This window comes from Dokdonia genika (assembly GCF_042652845.1).
GTDB classification, from domain to species: domain Bacteria; phylum Bacteroidota; class Bacteroidia; order Flavobacteriales; family Flavobacteriaceae; genus Dokdonia; species Dokdonia donghaensis.
The window spans coordinates 1-18,176 of record NZ_JBHSHB010000040.1 but is presented as its reverse complement, the minus strand read 5'-3'; the positions used below and the strand labels follow the sequence as shown (position 1 = coordinate 18,176).

The following is an 18,176-nucleotide window of genomic DNA, read 5'->3' as shown; positions in this document are numbered from 1 at the left end:
TACAATCGCTCTTAAACCGATTTTGAAGCGTAGCCATACGATTGCGGTAATAACCAAGTATGCAACTGTCTTTTGTGTGGCTTATTTTATCGTGAACTGCGAGCCCTTGGGCAATCAGCCGCCACGTATATATAAACGCAAGTTACTAAAAACATATAAGTTATCATACCCGTAGTGGGTGTATAAACGAATGTTTTTGCTTATATTGAGCAATCTCGATTTTCAGCGTATAAACGAATGTTTGATAATTTTAACACAATATTAACAGCAAAGCGGTACAGTGATAGCACAGTTACCACGTACATAGGCTTGCTAGTAAGCTATCAAAATTACTTAGGAGACAGCCGTCCCCTAGACCGGCTAGATCCATCCTATCTTATTACAACACTAAGAGATTTTATTCTAAAGAAAGAATACACCTTTAACACACAGAAGCAGCTCATAAGTGCGGTAAGTCTTTATTATAAAGAAGCCCTCAGGCAAGAGATAGATCTAAGCACCTTACGACCGCGCTCTCCACAGCGTGTACTTCCAGACATACTCTCTACCTACGAGGTAAAAAATATACTGGACCACACAAAAAATTTAAAACATAAAGCAGCCCTCACTACCATATATGCACTGGGTTTACGCGTAGGCGAACTTGTAGATTTAAGACTAGCCGCCATAGATAAAAAGCGCAACACCATCACCATAAAAGCAGCCAAAGGTAAAAAGGACCGCCAGCTACCATTTCCAGACAGTCTCAAACCCTTACTGCGCGAGTATTATAAAGAATATAAACCTACAGATTATCTCTTTGAGGGACAGTCTAAGCCACAATATACGGCTGCAAGCCTCCGTTCGGTTTTTAGAGCCAGTTGCAAGAAAGCACAAATACATAAAAAAGTAACCCTACACAGCTTGCGTCACGCCTATGCCACGCACCTTATGGACAGCGGTACAGACCTACGTATGATACAAGAACTCCTAGGTCACAGTGATATAAAAACCACAATGGTTTACACTCACGTCACCACCAGATCAATGCAACAGGTAAAGAGTCCCTTAGATTTTTTATAACCTATTCCGCTTTCGCGAAAGCGTACCTACCACAATACATTGATATAGCTACCCTCTTACAAAGTAAAGCACCTTCTATTTCCCGATACAAAAGTTTGCAAAGATGTTACCCAGTAACTCATCGTTGGTCACCTGGCCAGTAATCTCCCCAAAGTGGTAGAGCGCCTCACGTATATCTATTGCCATAAGGTCGCCAGAGAGGCCGGTGTCAAGACCGTACTGTACTTTTTCTATTTCTTCTAGGGCTTTGAGGAGGGCATCATAATGACGTGAGTTTGTAACTATGGTCTCGTCATTGCGCAGGGCGCCTGTGTTTACAAAGTCTAAGAGTTTGTTTTTAAGAGCGTCTACGCCTTCGTTTTCTTTGGCAGAGAGCAGGTGTAGGTTATCTATTTTTGTCGCTATCTCATTGAGTTCTGTAGGAGATAGGGCATCTATTTTATTTGCCACAACGAGCAGTGGCTTGAGCGGGAATTGATTTTTAATTTTTTCTATCTCAAGTTTTACGCTGGCTGTCTGGTGTATGACTTCGCTAGCGGTGTGCAGTAATACAACTACTTGTGCTTGTTTTATCTTTTCAAAAGTCTTTTTAATCCCAAGACCTTCTATCACGTCTTGGGTCTCACGTATCCCTGCCGTATCTATAAATCTAAAGCCTATCCCGCCTATAGACAGCTCGTCTTCTATAGTGTCTCTGGTGGTACCCGCTATGTCAGACACGATGGCGCGCTCCTCATTAAGCAAGGCATTAAGTAGGGTAGACTTCCCCACATTAGGTTCTCCTACAATGGCTACAGGTATACCGTTTTTTATAACGTTACCGGTGGCAAAAGAGTCTATAAGGCGCTTGAGCACTTTTGTAATACGGGCTATGAGGTCTTTAAACTGGGTACGATCTGCAAACTCTACATCTTCTTCAGAGAAGTCTAGTTCTAGTTCTATAAGCGAGGCAAAGTTGAGTAGTTCCTGTCGCAGTTGTGCAATCTCGTTAGAGAAGCCACCACGCATTTGCTGCATTGCTATCTGGTGTGCTGCCTCATTATCACTGGCTATAAGATCTGCCACGGCTTCTGCCTGGCTTAAGTCCATCTTACCGTTTATGAAGGAGCGCAGGGTAAACTCTCCAGCCTTTGCTGCTCTACAACCAGAGCGCAGTAAGAGCTGTATAATCTCCTGTTGTATATAGCTTGAGCCGTGACAAGAAATCTCTACTGTGGGTTCTCCAGTATAAGAGTTTGTGCCCTTAAAGAGGGATACAAGTACCTCGTCTATGGTGCGCTGCCCGTCCATAATATGCCCTAGGTGTATGGTGTGGGTTTTTTGATTTGCAAGTACTTTACCGCTTACAGATTTAAAAATGGGTGAGCATATGGCAAGTGCTTCTGGACCAGAAACGCGTATCACGGCAATGGCTCCAGCTCCTGCAGGACTGGCGAGGGCAACTATGGTGTCTTGTATATTCATCACTGCAAAATTAAACAAACGTGTAACATTTTCGCGTAAGCGTAGACGTATATGTTAATCAATCAAAAATCTGTTATTATGGAAATTATACAACAAACACCACACGTAAGGGAAGACAAAACGCTTCTAGTACTCACACATTTATCACAGCTGTTACATTATGTAGTAGGTTTTGGCGGTCTTATCGTACCGCTCATTATCTGGGCGGCAAACAAGGAGCGCGTGCAAGAACTAGATGAAAATGGAAAGCAGATACTTAACTTCCAGATAAGCCTTATTGTATATGCACTATTGAGCATACCGGCTATCCTTCTACTAGGCCTGGGGCTCATCACATTACTAGGAGTCGCTATCTTAGGGTTTGTACTACCTATTGTAAATGCTGTAAGAGTAAATAGAGGAGAGAAGCCTAATTATTATATAAGCATCAAATTTTTAAGCTAGCGGGCGGAGATATTTTTTATCCATCCAGAAAGTACCAAATGGAATGATAGAACACAGCAGTACAATGGCAAGTGTTTTATTGTTCCATTTTAATACGGGCTTCATCATAATAGCCATCACAACATAGGCCAGAAATAAAAAACCGTGTGCCATCCCGATTACTTTGTTTGGCGCACCATTGTCAAAAGCATATTTTAACGGCATCGTGATAAAGAGAATCACAAGAAATGAAACTCCTTCTAGTAAACTAAGAATTCTAAAGCTTTTGAGCATTGTTTATTTTTTTTGACAAAAATAATACGCAACGTAAAATGAGCCAACAATAAGCCACACTTATTCTACCGCAAAGAGGATAAGCTGGTTAAGCTGTTTCCCAAAAGAGTTAAAATTGTTATCAGAAATAATTATAAGTGACCGTTTCCCACTCTCTAGTACGGGTCCAAAGGTCATTCCCTCTATATTATCTATCATACCATCTGTAAGTTGTGGTCGCAAGGTCTCCATATCTAGTAAAAGCGTTTTAGTCACAGGAGTATATGAGGCTTCTTGCAAGCTTGCTATATCACGTACATCTGTAGCACCTGCGGTATTTACCTTATAAATTTTTACATCATTACCACCATCACTATGGCCAGAGGCATAAGAGCGCTCTAGTACCAGAAAAGAATCTTTATCATAAGAGAGGATCTCTGTCACACCATTTACCTCTAGCTTGCCAGGTCTTGCCACCTTATCTAGTAGATACACATACTCTGCTGCAAAGGTGCCATCTGCCTCTATATGTGCCATACGCACCGGTGACTGTGCTTCTTTATATGTAGGTTCATTACCGTCTTGCTTAAGCGGTAGCTCTGTGGTAATCCAGTAGCTATTATCGCTATAGTCTCTTGTGAGTGCTTCAAAAACGCCATTATTACGAGGTCCTTTATCCTTTTGAGAGATCAAAAACTTAGGGGCAACCGTCATATCTTTTACATAAGCTCCGTCTTGTGAAGCCATACGTACAAAAGGTTGTATTCCTTTTGCCACATTGCCCTCACTGCTCCATATAATTTGATTATCATTTGTAACACGTAGCGCCTCGGGATCTGCAATGCCAGGTGTAAACACGCTGTCCTTATCCTTAAAATAGGTAACTGCTGTAAACACAGGTTGTGATATACCGGCAGCGCTAGTTTTTATGCGCGCTGTATAAAATCTAGGTTGTGCTCTGTCGTCACAAATCATAAACCACTGTTCGTTTGCATAATCTATAGAAGAGAGACCGCCCACCTTAGTATCGTTATAAGTGGTAGCTGCAGGTATAATAGTCTCATCTATAAAAGTGAGCGCTGTAATTTCTGCCTTAGCGGTGTTTTCTACACCTTTTGGTAAAGAGTTGCAAGAAGTTATGAGTAATAAACAAAGAACCGGGAGTAGGCTACGTAGCTGCATAGGTGCATATCATTTTAAGCTACAAAGGTCTGTCATTTTATGATAATAGAATGTTATTATTCTACATTAAGGGCGTGGCAAATTTTCACAATACTTTAAAATAGTATGTTTCCGCTTTCGCGAAAGCGTGATTACCTTTATACAAAACTCAATCACAATGGAAGATTTAAAAGATAAAGTTGCCCTCATCACGGGCGGTACCAAAGGAATAGGGAGAGGTATAGCCGAAGCATTACTTCATCAAGGAATGAAAGTAGCCATCACCGGAAGGGATGAAAAAAGCACCAAAGAAGCTGCTACAGAGCTCACCGAAAACGATAATTACATACTAGGCGTCGCTGCAGATGTAAGAGATTACGATAGCCAGCAGGCTGCCGTAAAGGCAACGCTTGACAAGTTTGGGAAGATAGATGTACTCATTGCAAACGCAGGCTTGGGACATTTTGAAAACATCACAGATATGACACCCCAGCAATGGAACGAGACTATAGATACAAACCTCACGGGCGTATTTTACTCTGTAAAAGCGTCGCTAGAGGCTATAAAAGAGTCAAAAGGATATATGATTACCATCTCTAGCCTTGCGGGTACCAACTTCTTTGAGAAGGGCACGGCTTATAATGCGAGTAAATTTGGCCTTACAGGGTTTTCACAAGCCTTAATGATGGATGTACGTCAGGATGATGTTAAGGTAACGACTATTATGCCTGGGTCTGTGAGTAGCCATTTTGGCGGGAGAACACCAGATGAGGGTACAGACTGGCGCATACAACCAGAAGATCTAGGGCAACTCACTGTAGACTTGCTTAAGATGCACCCTAGAACGCTACCTAGCAAAGTAGAGGTAAGACCAGCAAAACCACCCACAAAATAAGCGCATAAAAAAAGCCTCAAATTGATATTTGAGGCTTTTTTTATTTGTGACTTATAGGCTTAGTAATCTCTAAGCGCCTGTACATACACACGTAGCTCGTCTTCATTTGTTTTTTTGTCTATATTCTTTATAAGAGACATAAAGTAGTGAAAACTCTCTTCTGGAGTACTTTCGGCAACTTCTACTTCAGAGATGATTTCATCATTCTCATCTGCGATATCCTCATCTTGTGGGATAGGGATGGCAAAAGTTCCATACTCCTCTATATGCTCTGCAGAGAGGCGTGTAGCCTTTGCAAGTAATGGTAATTGTTCTGTAATAGTATGTGGGCGTAAAGCTTTTAGGTCTTCAACTACGGTATTTGTAATGATTCCGTTTTGAGCAACATCAGCGATCAGTTTTTTGATCAAGTTTACGGCTTTACTATCTTGTAATGTATTCATTGCAGGTGGTGGTTTAGTAACTGTATTGGTATTGTTACAAAAATAGGTTTTTGAATCGCTTCTTGCCACTATTTTTTATTTTAAATTCGCTACAGGTAATCACTTCTTAATGAGTAAACGAGCACTTAAAAAACACCTTCTAGACCTAGATAATGCAGCCCTTCAAGAGCAAATTATGGAGTTATATGACCGTATACCAGCGGTTAAGACCTATTATGATTTTGTTTTTAACCCTAAAGAAGACAAGCTGGTAGACGAGGCAAAGGTCAAGATAAGTAATGAATATTTTCCTACTCGCCGTAAACGAGCAAGAAAAAGGAGGTCTGTTGCTCAAAAATACATCAAGCATTTTAAAACACTAGGAATGAATCCCTTACTGCTAGTAGATGTAATGCTTTTTAATATTGAGATAGCACAAATCTACGCACAGGGCAACACACCACAACCAGATACTTTTTATAAAAGTATGCTCAACTCTTTTAAAGAACTTGTACAGTATGCGACCTATCATCATTTACTAGAAGAGGTAGGAGATCGCATAGAGCGCATCGTAAGTCTTACTGAAGATGAGCGCTGGCCTAATGCAACACTTTTTGACGAAGCAGCAGACCCAGAGTAAGATTTTGTAAGATTAGTACTATTTTTTTTGCGGTACGCTTTCGCGAAAGCAGAAAAATCCCTTAGTTTTGCAAGATTCACTTTTAACCGAAGAAACCTACACTTTTGAGCGACCTCATTAAAGAAAAAGACACTCCAGAAAAGAAATTATACGACTACCAGCTGAAGGATCTAGACGCCGTTTTTAGCGTGATGGATAGAACCACTCCAGATTATAACCTGTTGTACCAGCTGCCTACCGGAGGTGGTAAGACGGTAATATTTTCTGAGATTGTACGTAACTATATAAAACGTGCAAATAAGAAGGTAGTTATCCTTACACACCGTATAGAGCTCTCTAACCAGACCTCGCGTATGCTTACGGAGTTTAAGGTGCCTAATATGATTATAAGTAGTGATGTAAAAACCCTAGACGAAGCAGATGATTATATGTGCTACGTAGCAATGGTTGAGACACTCACAAACAGACTACAAGAAGAGCAAATCACAATGGAAGATGTGGGGCTCGTGATTATAGATGAGGCACACTATAACTCGTTTAGAAAACTCTTTAGCTACTTTAAAAATGCTTTTATACTAGGTGTGACGGCAACACCGCTAAGTTCTAACATAAAGTTGCCTATGAAGGACAACTATCAAGAACTTATGATAGGGGAGAGCATACCTGCACTTATAAAAAGAGGGTTCTTGTCTAAAGCCGAAACTATAAGTTATAATGTAGGACTAAGTACCTTAAAGCTGGGTATTAATGGAGATTATACTGTAAAATCTTCTGATATCTTATATACAGATGCCTCTATGCAGCAAAAGCTGCTTAGCGCATATGAAGATCAATCTAAGGGTAAGAAGACCCTTATTTTTAATAATGGTATTAATACGTCTAGATACGTACACGAGACCTTTAGACAAGCGGGATATGACATACGCCACTTAGATAACACAAATAGTGCTAAGGAGCGTGCAGAGATATTAGACTGGTTTAAAAATACACCAGACGCGATACTTACCTCTGTAAGTATCCTTACAACAGGTTTTGATGAACCTACGGTAGATACCATTATACTCAACAGAGCAACAAAGTCGCTTACACTTTACTTCCAGATGATAGGTCGTGGGTCACGTATAGCGCCTGGTAAGACTACCTTTAAAGTATTAGACTTAGGAAATAATGCAGCACGTTTTGGTCTTTGGGAAGCACCTATAGACTGGAAAGAGATATTTGCATACCCAGATTTTTACCTTGAAAATCTAATTGCAGATGAGGAGATAGAGCGCAACTTTACATATGTAATGCCTCCAGATCTTCGTAAAGAGTTTGCAAATACAGAAAAGATACACTTTGATATAAAGAAGGAATATAAAAAGGTAATTAAAGAAGGTAAGAAAGCAAAGACCGCACTAGAAAATGCCATCGAGCAACACGCACAGATGGTGGTAGAAAACAGTGAAGACGTTTTTGATGCTCGTGTACTGGCTCGTAAATTACGAGATGATATTGCTTATAGAGTACGCCAGTATTCTTATAGTATTATGAACAATACTCAAAACTATAGAGATTGGTTACAAGAAGATTACGAGCGTAAGTTAAAGCGTAGGATTAACCAGATATGTCGTGAGCGAGATATGTAATATCTCTCAATCATAAAATATAAAAGAGCCCAAACAATACGAGATTGTTTGGGTTCTTTCTTTTTAATCATTTACAGTTCACTAAGATTTCATCTCTGTGGCATAGGTTTGCACCTCGTCAAGAACGCGTAGTAAATTACCACTCCATAGTTGTTCTATTTGTGCTTCTGTATACCTTCTCCTTACAAGTTCTATAGTAACATTCATCGTTTCTGAAGCGTCGCTCCATCCTTCTATACCGCCACCACCATCAAAATCTGATGAGATGCCTACGTGATCTATTCCCATCTTCTCAACTAGGTAATCTATGTGATCTACAAAGTCTGTCACATCTACAGCAGGAGGGAGGTCTGTGCGCTGTGCGAGTTTCTTTTTTTGTACTGGTAGCATTACGGTTGTATACTTCTCATAATATGCTGCTCGTTGCTCTTGTGGTAAAGCCATTACCTCTTTGCGCTCCATCCATTTAAGACCTATAGAGTCTGCTATTTCTTTTAGTATTTGCTGTGCTTCGGCTTCATAGGCATCGTGCTTCTCTGTGTTTAGGTAGCTTTTAAAAGCGACTGTCTGTACCACACCACCGTTTTCTACCATCCACTGTAGTTGCTCATCATCAAGATTACGGCTGTGGTTACATAATGCTCTCGCAGAGGAGTGTGAAGCGATTATAGGTGTCTCACTTAGTTCTATCATTTGTCGCATCGCTTCCTTACTAGGGTGTGATACATCTATCATCATACCTACGCGATTCATCTCTGCAATAACCTCTTTACCTAGATCACTTAGACCATTGTGAAGCCATACATCATCTGCCTCACCGGTATTACTATCACTTAGCTGGCTGTGACCATTATGAGCAAGAGACATATAGCGTGCTCCTAGATCGTAAAACTTCTCAACGTTTGTAATGTCTGTACCTACAGGATATCCGTTCTCTATCCCTATCATTGCTACTTTTTTACCAGATTTCCAGATCTCTCTAGCTTCTTTTGCACTTGTGGCTAGCTGGATTTGCTCTGGAGCAATCTCTTCACAAAGTTTATGGATAGCGTCAAATTTTGACATAGCATTTTCATAAGCCGCTTTATAGCCTTCTTCATTAAGTTCACCTTGACCTGTATAAACAATAAACCAAGGCACATCTAGACCGCCTTCTTGCATTTTTGGTAAGTTTACTTGAGAGGTAAGCTTTTGTGTATAATTTATAGAGTCTGTAAAGTTCTTGACGTTTATATCACAGTGCGTGTCTAGCGTCATTACATTTTTATGGATGGCCGTAGCCTTTGCTATAAGTTGGCTTTCTGTCATTTTTTCTGGAGTTTTTACTTCTTTCTCTTGACAAGATTGTAAGAGTAGCACACAAGCAACAACATAAAATAGTTTATTCATTGGTTAGGATGTTTGGATTAAGCATCCTAAGGTACTAAAAATGTCTGCTTTATTGTCTAAAAGATATGGCACTATATAACAAAAAGAAAACCCTAGCGCATATAGCAACTAGGGTCTTCCAAACTAACCAACCAAAGTTATTTTCTCCTATCCTCTTCTTGATCTCGTAGTGGTTGCTCTACTTGATTTTTTACTTGATGATGATCTAGCGCTTGTATTTCTTGTGCTGCGCTGTGGTGTTGCTTTACGCTGTACACTACGTTGTGAAGTTGCTTTTCTAGCACTTGTGCTTCTTGATGTAGTTGCTCTCTTTTGAGAAGAGCGTTGCGTTGTTCTCGCCTGTGGGCGTGATGTTCTGTTACTTGCTACAGACTTATTGTTAGAGCGTTTTGTCGCTGTTCTAGTAGTACGTCTTGTTGCTGGTCTCGTCGTTCTAGTAGTAGCCTTGCGAGCTGTATTACCAGATCTTGATGTTATCGCCTTAGTACCTCTGCTTGAGTTTCCTCTTGCTGTTGTAGTAGGTCTCCCACGTTGAGCACCATCACGAGCTACTGCAGTATTTCTTTTTGCATTTGTAGTTCTTGCAGCTGTATTACCTCTTGAAGTAGTACGGTTTGCACGACTTATGGTTCTTTGTGAGTTTCCTCGACTTGCTACTCGACCAGTATTTGCACGAGTAAAGCGAGCGTTGTTACGATCTACATTATCACGACGACCATTGTTATGTGCTACACGACCTCTATCTGGACGTCTAAAGTCTCTACGAGCATTTCTATATCCATTATTATAACCTCTGTAATAGTTGTTTCTATGAAACGCGTAGTTATAACGTATAGGAGTATAAAATCTTCTGTAAGGCGTTGTATACACTAGACATCTATTAAAGAGTGGTCTATAGTAATAGTTGTGATATGGGTGAAAAACATAGTTTCTGTTATACACATTTATAAAACCTGTGTAGTGTGAAAAAGCGCCAAAGTTATTATAGAATATCTGTAAGCCACCTACACGAGAGATTCTGTTGTTTCTGTAAAAGATATTTACATCACCTGCTTGTGAGATACGACCATAGTTGTCATAATATAGTGGTGTATTTTCTATCTGTATCACAGCTCCATACTCGTCATACTGTACGTAAGGGTCATAATCAAAACCTGTGTTAAAACTTATCCCTACAGGTCCAGCGTTTACAGATAGACTTACGCCCTCTACATATTCTGGAATGTAAAAATCAAATTCGCCATCTGGAAAGACAGAAAACTCTATCCCGTTTTCTACAAAGATGTATTTACTTCCGTCGTAAACTGTTCCTCGTCTTATTGATGTATCTTCTTCTGCTGCATAGGTACTTCCTGCAAAGGTGAGTAGACCTATAAATAATAATGCTATCTGTTTCATAATATTCGTTTTTTATCAATGTGGATTGATGTTCACGATTACCTAATTACAAGTAGCGTGCCAAAGTCCGAAAACGTTATCGTTTTGAGAGGGTGTGTATATACGCTTTCGCGAAAGCGTAACAAGTATTATCTAGTTATAATTATTTGAAATACAGTTATTTACAAACCAATTCAGTTTAATTATTCTATAAGTATAGACCATTAAATAAGGTATTCGGAATATTTTATATTCTTATAAAAATAAGTTTGAGTAATAGGTAGATTGTTAATTATCTGTTATTTAAAAAGACAGCATTTAGATTTTAAAATACCTTTACAATAAAAAAAGCTATGCATAAGTCAACCACAAAAAAACACGCAGATTTTCAAGATCCCTATCGTCGTTCGTCAAATTTTAGACGCATTATCCCAAAGGAAACTTTTGCCGTAGAGGGTGATGGCAACGTGACTTTAGATACAGAAGAAAACTAGGTACGAGCCTAAAATTCACTTTTATAATAAGAGAAGCCTTTTTATCAATATGATAGAGAGGCTTCTTTTTTTTTTGCTTTCGCGAAAGCGTAAAACCCCATTGTTAAACTTCTCTCAATAAACTTCACAAAAACTATTAAAGCCAATTTGCTCAGCACACAATCCTTGTAATTTTAGAAAAAAACCAAACAAAACACTATGGAAAGAGAAATAAAAGGAGGTTTTAGAACCATTAATCCGCATACTGAAAAGGAGATTGCAACCTATACATACTTTACAGAAAGTGAAGTAAATGATGCAATAGACAATTGTCACGAAGCTTTTCTAGAGTGGAAAGAAAAGTCACTAGACGAGCGTGCCACTATTATAAAAAACATAGGTAAGGAGCTTAAAAATCATAAAGAACAACTCGTACAATTAATGACAGACGAGATGGGGAAAGTGGTGACGCAAGGAGGATCTGAAATAGATTTATGTATCGCCATTACAGAGTATACTGCAGCAAATGCAGGGAAAGAATTAGAACCTATAGAGCGTGAGTTACCAAATGGAGGTAAAGGAATCATTACCTACTCACCAGAAGGTGTAATATATAGTATACAACCGTGGAATTTTCCAACATACCAACCGCTACGTGTTGTGATAGCAAACTTAATGGCAGGTAATGGAGTGCTCTTAAAGCACGCACAAAATGTGACAGGTAGTGCATTGCTAGTAGAAGAAGTACTACGTAAAGCAGGTGTGCCAGAAGGACTTTTTAAAGTACTAGTAATAGATCACAGCCAGTCTAATGATGTGATTAAGAATGATAAGGTACGTGGTGTAACCTTTACAGGAAGCTCTGCTGGAGGCCGCAAAGTAGCCGAAAAAGCTGGTGCTGCCATCAAGAAAACAGTTCTTGAGCTAGGTAGTAACGACGCTTATCTAGTTCTAGATGATGCAGATATTGAAAAGGCTGTAGAGGCCTGTGTACAAGGACGTCTCATTAATAATGGAGAAACTTGTATCGCTGCCAAACGTTTTGTGGTGGTAGATAAAGTGTATGATGCTTTTAAGGAAGGGTTTGTACAGGGTATGAAAGATGCCGTAATGGGAGATCCTAACAATGAAGAAACCCAACTGGGACCTATCGCACGTGAAGATTTAAGAGATTTACTTGCAGACCAAGTAAAAGAAAGTGTAGCAAAAGGTGCCGTGATAGAAGTAGGAGGAGAGGTGCCAGATAACACGGGGTATTATTACCCATCTACCGTATTAAGTAATGTAGAGCCAGGGCAACCTGCATATGATGATGAGCTCTTTGGCCCAGTCGCATCACTTATACGTGCAAAAGATAATGAAGACGCGATGCGCATTGCAAATGATAGTCGTTTTGGACTAGGAGGAGGAATTTTCTCAAGAGATGAAAAAGCTGCTATAGAACTTGCTCAAAAGCACTTTGATACCGGGATGGTATTTGTAAACTCATACGGACTTGCCCAGCCTATGATGCCTTTTGGAGGCGTAAAAGACTCTGGATATGGTAGAGAGCACGGAGGTTTTGGACTTAAAGAGTTTGTAAATGCAAAATCTGTAATGCTCGTAGAGGAGTCGTAAGAAATACGCTTTCGCGAAAGCGAACTAAAGATCCATATTATGATGAGGGCTTCAAGGAAATTTTCCTTGGGGCCTTTTTCTTTATCCAGAATAAAATACCTAGCGATATTGCTGCACAACTAGAAAAACCTATAAAAAGTGGTAGGGTAGTGTTCTCTACAAAGCGGCCTATAAAGGTACTTATAGGTACAGCCATAAGTGTTGAGATGAGCCCAGTAATAGCAGCTCCTATACCAGCAATATGACCTACAGGCTCCATTGCAAGCGCACGTAAGTTGCCAAACATAAAACCTATACAAAAGAACTGTAGTGCAAAGAAAGCGACAAGTATATAAATAGAAGGGTGAAGTACATCATAAAAGAGTATCACATATAGTAATGACACACAAAAAAAGCCTGCAAGGGCATAGGTAACTAGTTTTTCCATCCCTAGGCGTACTACTAGCGTGGCATTAAGAAGTATGGCAGCACCTATAGAGGCTGCTAGTCCTGCAAATATGTATGGAAACTCATCTTCGAGCCCATATTGATTTTCAAAAATCTGCTGGCTGGCACTTAGGTATACTAGAAAAGAGCCAACGATGAATCCCTGTATAATAGTAAATGCGATGGTGCGCTTGTACTTTATGGTTTCATAAAAGCCACTTAAAATTCGTTTTACTGAGTAAGGTATGCGCTTGTCTGGAGTGAGCGTCTCGTGCTGGCGTTTCCAAAACCAGAACATAACGAGCACACTTATGATAACCTGTACTATAAAAATACCTTGCCAGTTCCAGGTGTCTAAAACTACTTTTCCCATTGCTGGAGCAACGATGGGTATGAGTAAAAAAACTACCGTTACAAAAGACATTATACGTGCCATATAATCACCTTCATACAGGTCTCTTATAATAGCAACACAAATAGTACGCGGTGCAGAAAGTCCAACTCCTTGTAATATTCTACCTAAAATCATCACTTCAAAACTACGCGTGTAAACACATATAAATGAAGCGATTATAAAAATAAAAAAACCTATATAAACCGAAGATTTACGCCCGCGGGCATCTGCCAGTGGCCCAAAAATAAGCGGACCAATACCTAACCCTAAAAAGATCATTGTGATGAGCAGTTGGTTATCTGCCGGGGTCTTAGTTTGTATGGCTTCTCCTATGATATCAAGAGCAGGAAGCAATGCATCTATAGCGAGCGCCGTGACAGACATAAGTGCTGCCATAAGGGCGATAAATTCTATTTGAGAACTACGGGATTTTTGCATCCGGCAAAAGTACGCCGTATTTATAAGCTAGCCGTTGCTATTTCCTTAAAGGAATATTAAAAGTGTGTGACCTTAACGCATAAAAAAGCCAGCAACAGCCGGCTTTGTAAATTTCACTAGGGTAGTAGTTCTATAAATCTAGATCTCCAGACTCTCCCAGATCTTGCTTGTTGCCAGTTAAGGCTCCCAGTCCCATTTTAAATAAAGTAGTAATCATACCATCTTTTGTGTCCCAGTAATGTGCTTCTTGCGGTACGACCTTGATAGCTGTAATGTTTGGGTCTGTAGGCCCGTTAAACCAGGCATCATCGCTGGTTGTGTATAGCTTTTTTATGGTCTCCAGGTCGTTGTATATAAAAGCTTGGCCGTAGATGCTCATATACTCCATCGCTGTAGGCTTTGAGTAGAGTAGTTGTACATCTTTATCTTTATGGATAAAGCTATTGTGATCACTGTCTTTATTACTTAAAAACCAGAGACTTCCTTCTTGATCACACTTTTTTGTACTCATAGGGATCACGTGTGTAGGTCTTGCGCCCAGATTAGTCTCAAATATTGCGTAGTCTATGCTTTCGGCTAGTTCTTTCAGTTTATCGTATGCTTCTTGATTAGATAGGTTCTTTGTGCTCATAATGTTTCTTTTTTCATAAAGTTAGCGCTCGTATGAGGCAATCGCTAGGTCTTTAACGCCAGTTTATAAAGGTTTAACGAGCTTTTAGCACTGTGTGGAGTATTTGTTATGAGTGAGGTTACGCTTTCGCGAAAGCGTAAAAAAGTCCTTTAAATACCTATGAATCATTTTATATGTAATGAATTACAGTTCGGGATTGAATTGTGCCTGTTCAGGGCATATCATATGGCGGTGATGTAACATTGTGTGTTATTTATGGTCTCTTATATAAATCAAAAAACGAACTAATGACCATCTTTAAACAACTTAGCCTTGCTTTCTTAGTACTACTATGTAGTTCTAGTGCCTTCACTCAAGAGTCTCTTACTACTGCACAGTGGCAAGAAGACCTTACATATCTTAAAGAAACAGTACATAAGGACTATTCCTTCTTATTTAAAAAAATCACTGCAGAAAAATGGGATGCAGCCGCTGCGGCTTTTTATGACAAAATCCCTACAATGCAAGATCACGAGGTAAAAGTAGGGTTAAGTCGTATGGTTTCACTCTTTAAGTACGGTCACACGCAAGTACCTTTTAGTACTGTTGCATCACAGGGAGTGCTACCAGTAAATCTATACCATTTTGAAGATGGTGTTTTTGTAGAAGGAGCGACTAAGGAAAATGCAGCGATTATAGGTGCCAGAGTTCTCAAAATAGGAACTATACCTGTATTGCAGGCAATAGAAAAAGTACGTGCTGTTGTGCCAGTAGAAAATGAATCATATTTAAAAGCCTACGGGATGCGCTTTCTCACCGTACCAGCAGTATTACACGCTCAAGGAGTAATCCCTACGTATAGTACAGCAGTTACACTTACATTAGAAAAGGATGGAAAACAGTTTACCCACACCCTTAACACAATACCCCTTGATGGACTATCAAGAGATTATGGGTTTACTATTCCTAGTGAGCAGTGGGAGAGTGGTAGAGCGCAAGACACGACTCCATTTTATTTAAAACATCTTAATGATAAACTGTATTATTTTGAAATGATACCAGGCACAAAAACTTTATATGTGCGTCAGAGCTCCGTTTTTCACGATGATGAAGAAACCCTACAAGATTTTTATAAACGACTTTTTGAGTTTATAGATACGACAGATGTACAGAAGCTTGTGTATGACGTGCGCCTCAATGGTGGCGGAAATAACTATAATAACAAACCCCTCATAAAAGGACTTATGGCGAGACCTAAGATAAATAGCCGTGGTAAATTCTTTTATATCATAGGTCGTAACACCTTTTCTGCTTGTCAAAACCTTACAAATGAAATACAACAGTACACAGAGGCAATTATAGTAGGAGAGCCCACAGCCGAAAATATAAACTTTTATGGCGATACAAGGCGCGTTACTTTACCTAACTCAGGCCTTAACGCATATCTCTCATTTGCCTGGTGGCAAGATAGATCTCAGTGGGATAATAAAGACTGGACGATACCACATCTAGCTGTAGCGATGACTTCTGAGCAATACTTTACAAATCAAGACCCAGTACTGGACGTAGCACTCAACTATACTGAGAAGGGAGCTATTTTAAACCCAATGGATTATCTTACGGAGTTATTTACAGCAGGTAAATTTGCAGAGGTAAAATCTGTAGGTATACAAGTGGCAAAAGATCCAAAATATAAATACTATAATTTTGAAGATGAATTTGGTACGGCTGGCTACAGACTATTTTCAGGCGGTAATAAAGAAGGCGGGTTGTTTATTCTGGAACTGGTAGCCGAAATGTATCCAGCGTCTATGGGTGCATTGTACAGTCTTGCAAGTGCACAAGAAGAAATGAATCAAACCGATAAAGCAATTGCAAACTATACAAAGCTTATAAAACAAGATCCTACAAATGAACTTGTACCTACGGCAAAGAAAAAACTTGCGGAATTACAGAAACAATAGATTGGTTATAATGTATGGTACGCTTTCGCGAAAGCGTACTCAAAACCTAATAAAAGCATAGGGGAGACGCTCCAAAAAGTAAACTTATAGATACCAGGCTTATATAATTATTTATAATACCTAAAAGGGTGATAACTCGTTATAAACTAGTCTCTAAAATGTAATTTATTTGTATTTTCAGCTAGCTAATGAGGTGTTTATGAAATTATTTAATCGTTTTAGAAAGAATGTAATAGCAGGCAGCGGTCTTAAAAAGTATCTTTTATATGCTGTAGGAGAGATCATATTGGTCGTTTTTGGGATACTTATAGCACTGGGTATTAATCAGGCGTCTGAGGAAGGTGATAAGCGCAAGGAAATGTACCGCATTGCAGAGTTAGTACAATCTCAAATGAAAGATGATGAGAAAAACATAGAGAAGACTTTAAAAGAACTGGATGTACTTGAAAAAATGATTGATACGGTTTTATATAAAACGCCACAAAATAAGTCTATAGATGCAAACTGTGAGAGTTGTTTTCAAGTTTTATTAGGATCGCCAGTGCCCAATACATCTGTGCGTGTTCCTAATCTTATAAGACAGAATCCCTTAGTTAAGGGAAATATTGAAAAACAGTTACATAAGATAGAACTTCTTTATAATGATGCTTTACAGCAACAGGAGCTTTATGATCAAGTGGTGTATGATCAACTCACAGAGAATATTAATCATTGGAAAAATAATTTTGACTGGTTTGCCGGATACTTATCTAGAGGCAGCTGTGAAGGAGATTGTTTAGACTATTTTCAAAATAGTCCCGATTATAGAAACCGTGTAGCATATTTTGAGTTTACTATTGTTATAGCATACTATGCAGAGCTTTATACTTTAGGAAAACAGATTAAAAAGGAACGCGAAGAACTAGAGGCCTTGTTGTAGGTTTTTAAAAATTCTATTTGACATAATATAAATTATAATACAAAACTAACACATTGTAACTTATAGGGGAAATCTCGTTTGTTAGCTATAATGATATTATGTAAAATATCCCTGACGCTTTGAGAATTGATTAAAACTAACAACAGGGTCATCAACTTCTTTTAAGCGGTGTCTGCGACGCATATTTTCATTTGTTCCATAATTTGTCGTTATGTAAAATTGCCGCACAGCCAACCGCTGGATTGCTTTTTAAAACTAAACGCTAAATGGCGTTCATTTTAAAACACAATTTGCCAACGCTTGGCCAGCGCCAAAAAAAGCTAACCTTTTAGATTCATTCATAATTCTGGTATTCGATAAAATGTACATCATATTTTTTTCTACAGCATTCTCGGCAGCTTGCCGCAACAGTCAGATTATCAAAGCTCTTAAGGAAAATGAACAAGGAAGATCTGTAAGCGATATATCCAGAGCACTAGGAATTGACAAGAGTACATTTTACTATTGGCGTAAGAAATATGGAGGTATGGAAAAACAGGAGCTCAAACGTCTGAAGGATCTAGAAGCAGAAAACCTTAAACTCAAACAGATGTATGCTGAT

18 protein-coding genes are annotated in these 18,176 nt (G+C 39.2%); 10 read left to right on the top strand and 8 right to left on the bottom strand.

The features are described from left to right. Positions 1 to 237 precede the first annotated feature (237 nt). On the top strand, positions 238 to 1,062 hold the full coding sequence (locus ACFO5T_RS14110; protein ID WP_375252503.1) for a tyrosine-type recombinase/integrase: 825 nt from the start codon (positions 238 to 240) through the stop codon (positions 1,060 to 1,062). Between the two features lie 75 nt (positions 1,063 to 1,137). Here the strand turns inward: ACFO5T_RS14110 and mnmE are convergent, their stop codons facing one another. Beyond that, the gene (mnmE, locus tag ACFO5T_RS14105) at positions 1,138 to 2,526 is read right to left on the bottom strand and encodes a tRNA uridine-5-carboxymethylaminomethyl(34) synthesis GTPase MnmE (RefSeq protein WP_298350600.1); all 1,389 of its coding nucleotides are present in this window, start codon (positions 2,524 to 2,526) and stop codon (positions 1,138 to 1,140) included. A 78-nt stretch (positions 2,527 to 2,604) separates the two neighbouring features. Here mnmE and ACFO5T_RS14100 point away from each other — a divergent pair, with 78 nt between their 5' ends. Next, complete coding sequence (locus tag ACFO5T_RS14100; protein ID WP_298350602.1) at positions 2,605 to 2,970, top strand: DUF4870 domain-containing protein; 366 nt, start codon at positions 2,605 to 2,607, stop codon at positions 2,968 to 2,970. Here the strand turns inward: ACFO5T_RS14100 and ACFO5T_RS14095 are convergent. Together ACFO5T_RS14095 and ACFO5T_RS14090 are read right to left on the bottom strand one after the other, a co-directional pair. Next, positions 2,962 to 3,243, bottom strand: a complete 282-nt coding sequence (locus ACFO5T_RS14095; RefSeq protein WP_298350603.1) for a DUF3817 domain-containing protein — start codon at positions 3,241 to 3,243, stop codon at positions 2,962 to 2,964. The two genes, ACFO5T_RS14100 and ACFO5T_RS14095, sit on opposite strands and share 9 nt — an antisense overlap. Positions 3,244 to 3,303: 60 nt before the next feature. Then, positions 3,304 to 4,404, bottom strand: coding sequence for an esterase-like activity of phytase family protein (locus tag ACFO5T_RS14090; protein WP_380035652.1), 1,101 nt, complete (start codon positions 4,402 to 4,404; stop codon positions 3,304 to 3,306). A gap of 157 nt (positions 4,405 to 4,561) precedes the next feature. Here ACFO5T_RS14090 and ACFO5T_RS14085 point away from each other — a divergent pair, with 157 nt between their 5' ends. Beyond that, positions 4,562 to 5,278, top strand: a complete 717-nt coding sequence (locus ACFO5T_RS14085) for an SDR family oxidoreductase (RefSeq protein WP_021779112.1) — start codon at positions 4,562 to 4,564, stop codon at positions 5,276 to 5,278. Between the two features lie 59 nt (positions 5,279 to 5,337). On the opposite strand, the gene ACFO5T_RS14080 is transcribed toward ACFO5T_RS14085, so the two are convergent. Continuing rightward, positions 5,338 to 5,721, bottom strand: coding sequence for a hypothetical protein (locus ACFO5T_RS14080; RefSeq protein WP_021779113.1), 384 nt, complete (start codon positions 5,719 to 5,721; stop codon positions 5,338 to 5,340). Positions 5,722 to 5,830: 109 nt separating this feature from the next. On the opposite strand from ACFO5T_RS14080, the gene ACFO5T_RS14075 reads away from it, so the two are divergent. Continuing rightward, complete coding sequence (locus ACFO5T_RS14075; protein WP_380035648.1) at positions 5,831 to 6,340, top strand: DUF6155 family protein; 510 nt, start codon at positions 5,831 to 5,833, stop codon at positions 6,338 to 6,340. Between the two features lie 104 nt (positions 6,341 to 6,444). Continuing rightward, the gene (locus ACFO5T_RS14070; RefSeq protein WP_035324756.1) at positions 6,445 to 7,968 is read left to right on the top strand and encodes a DEAD/DEAH box helicase; all 1,524 of its coding nucleotides are present in this window, start codon (positions 6,445 to 6,447) and stop codon (positions 7,966 to 7,968) included. Between the two features lie 81 nt (positions 7,969 to 8,049). Here the strand turns inward: ACFO5T_RS14070 and ACFO5T_RS14065 are convergent, their stop codons facing one another. Both ACFO5T_RS14065 and ACFO5T_RS14060 read right to left on the bottom strand, forming a co-directional pair. Next, positions 8,050 to 9,357 carry a dipeptidase gene (locus tag ACFO5T_RS14065; RefSeq protein ID WP_380035645.1) on the bottom strand — a complete coding sequence of 436 codons (1,308 nt, stop codon included), beginning with the start codon at positions 9,355 to 9,357 and terminating at the stop codon, positions 8,050 to 8,052. Positions 9,358 to 9,504: 147 nt separating this feature from the next. Beyond that, a complete protein-coding gene (locus ACFO5T_RS14060; RefSeq protein WP_380035642.1) occupies positions 9,505 to 10,755 on the bottom strand; it encodes a hypothetical protein in 1,251 nt (416 codons plus the stop codon). A 332-nt stretch (positions 10,756 to 11,087) separates the two neighbouring features. Here ACFO5T_RS14060 and ACFO5T_RS14055 point away from each other — a divergent pair, with 332 nt between their 5' ends. Together ACFO5T_RS14055 and ACFO5T_RS14050 are read left to right on the top strand one after the other, a co-directional pair. Further along, a complete protein-coding gene (locus ACFO5T_RS14055; protein WP_021779118.1) occupies positions 11,088 to 11,228 on the top strand; it encodes a hypothetical protein in 141 nt (46 codons plus the stop codon). A 198-nt stretch (positions 11,229 to 11,426) separates the two neighbouring features. Continuing rightward, positions 11,427 to 12,824, top strand: a complete 1,398-nt coding sequence (locus tag ACFO5T_RS14050) for an NAD-dependent succinate-semialdehyde dehydrogenase (RefSeq protein ID WP_380035639.1) — start codon at positions 11,427 to 11,429, stop codon at positions 12,822 to 12,824. 37 nt (positions 12,825 to 12,861) lie between these two features. Here ACFO5T_RS14050 and ACFO5T_RS14045 read toward each other — a convergent pair whose 3' ends face one another. Next, positions 12,862 to 14,106 carry a multidrug effflux MFS transporter gene (locus ACFO5T_RS14045; protein WP_298351371.1) on the bottom strand — a complete coding sequence of 415 codons (1,245 nt, stop codon included), beginning with the start codon at positions 14,104 to 14,106 and terminating at the stop codon, positions 12,862 to 12,864. A 106-nt stretch (positions 14,107 to 14,212) separates the two neighbouring features. Then, entirely contained in the window at positions 14,213 to 14,713 is a 501-nt protein-coding gene (locus ACFO5T_RS14040) for a pyridoxamine 5'-phosphate oxidase family protein (RefSeq protein WP_380035636.1), read from the bottom strand. Between the two features lie 287 nt (positions 14,714 to 15,000). Here ACFO5T_RS14040 and ACFO5T_RS14035 point away from each other — a divergent pair, with 287 nt between their 5' ends. From ACFO5T_RS14035 to ACFO5T_RS14025, 3 genes are all read left to right on the top strand, one after another. Continuing rightward, on the top strand, positions 15,001 to 16,656 hold the full coding sequence (locus ACFO5T_RS14035; protein WP_380035633.1) for a tetratricopeptide repeat protein: 1,656 nt from the start codon (positions 15,001 to 15,003) through the stop codon (positions 16,654 to 16,656). Between the two features lie 199 nt (positions 16,657 to 16,855). Then, on the top strand, positions 16,856 to 17,575 hold the full coding sequence (locus tag ACFO5T_RS14030) for a hypothetical protein (RefSeq protein ID WP_380035630.1): 720 nt from the start codon (positions 16,856 to 16,858) through the stop codon (positions 17,573 to 17,575). A gap of 361 nt (positions 17,576 to 17,936) precedes the next feature. Next, positions 17,937 to 18,176: transposase (locus ACFO5T_RS14025; RefSeq protein ID WP_380035627.1), on the top strand; the 240-nt coding region annotated here is incomplete at its 3' end.